The organism is Psychrobacter immobilis (genome assembly GCF_904846285.1).
Taxonomy (GTDB): domain Bacteria; phylum Pseudomonadota; class Gammaproteobacteria; order Pseudomonadales; family Moraxellaceae; genus Psychrobacter; species Psychrobacter immobilis_D.
On the sequence record NZ_CAJHAD010000057.1, the window covers coordinates 1 to 1,325 of the forward strand.

Consider the following 1,325-nt stretch of genomic DNA (forward strand, 5'->3'; position numbering starts at 1 on the left):
ATGATAGTTTAATCATGTCAGGCATTGCTGCCTGACTCAAGTAAATCACTCTCCGATATACTCGGGGCGGTTCAATAATACAATCTTCTGAGTCTGTCATCTTATCGTTGTATAAGGCTTGTTTGAAGTTTTCACCTTGATGCAACTTAACGTTATGCTTACTTTCTATTTCTCGTAGTTTTGAAAGAATACTCATATTTGCTCCAAGTCTTTAATATTATTTATATAATTATTACCTAGGCTTTTTATGTTCAAATAAGCTATAGGTCGACTCATGTATAGCCAACCAATCAAAAATAAAATATATATGGTAAACAACCATGAAGCACACCGTGTCTATTTCAGTGTGTTAAAACCTTGATACTATTAGCCCACAGCCTAATACTCAAGTCCTCACTAGGGCACCAAAACAATAAAGACTATCAAATGAAAAACAAATCTAAAAAAGTTATATCAACACAAAAAACACCCATTTATACAAAAGTTGGCATAGCGATTATAGTTATACTCGTAAGTATATATATATTTAATCCAGACATACTTCTTAAGGGAACTGTCTCTCTAGTGACAGGTCTTATTTTTATAATAATCAGTATTATCAATCTAATTAGAAGGATTGAATATCATATAGCCACTATACTGGTTGGCATATATTTCCTTATAACGGGTGCAGATACCTTTTTTTCTCTTGGACTTAGTTATATACCTATAGTTACTATTTTATTGATGCTCCCTATTATGTTTTTAAGCTTTAAGTCTAAAAAGAAGAATTAAATATTTATATAAATCTTAATTTATAGCTAATTGACAGATATTTTCCGCCCCCTGCGTAAGGGCGAAGGTTCAAGGCCTAACTAGGGTACCGCACTTGTTGCCATAACGGACGTTATGACAAATGACGTTGGATGTCAGAAGTCAGTTTCATCGGTTCCTTTGAGGTATACCAAATGAGGCCATCTAAGAATATATATTTGAATATCACAATGCATATTAAAATAATAAATTATAGTGTTAACTTCATTAAATAATAGGATAAGCAGTTATGAGAAAGAGACTAGCAGCATTTTTGCTTACTGGCATCATGCTGACAGGGTGTAATAAAGCCATTGATACTCAGATGAATAGCATTCAAAACAATGTTCCGACCGTGAAATCGGATGTTGAGAAGGATTTTGATGATCTCACAATACAAGCTAATCTAGGAGACGCTTCAAGCCAAGGACAATTAGGGCTTATATATTACTATGCTAAAGGCGTTTCTCAAGATTATTCAAAAGCATTTTATTGGTTACAACAAGCAGCTAACCATGGAGACAAAGAAATGC

2 protein-coding genes and 1 pseudogene are annotated in these 1,325 nt (G+C 33.5%); 2 read left to right on the forward strand and 1 reads right to left on the reverse strand.

All coding sequences use genetic code 11. The features are described from left to right. The coding region (locus tag JMX13_RS13730; RefSeq protein WP_227686342.1) for a hypothetical protein at positions 1 to 196 on the reverse strand (196 nt) is incomplete at its 3' end. A gap of 230 nt (positions 197 to 426) precedes the next feature. On the opposite strand from JMX13_RS13730, the gene JMX13_RS13505 reads away from it, so the two are divergent. Both JMX13_RS13505 and JMX13_RS13510 read left to right on the forward strand, forming a co-directional pair. Next, positions 427 to 774 carry a hypothetical protein gene (locus JMX13_RS13505; protein WP_201613328.1) on the forward strand — a complete coding sequence of 116 codons (348 nt, stop codon included), beginning with the start codon at positions 427 to 429 and terminating at the stop codon, positions 772 to 774. 268 nt (positions 775 to 1,042) lie between these two features. Then, a pseudogene (locus tag JMX13_RS13510) lies at positions 1,043 to 1,325 on the forward strand (SEL1-like repeat protein); the annotation flags it as partial.

Coding starts and splice junctions, on each gene's coding strand:
- JMX13_RS13505 (WP_201613328.1), top strand. CDS start 427: ATGAAAAACAAATCTAAAAAAGTTATATCAACACAAAAAACACCCATT.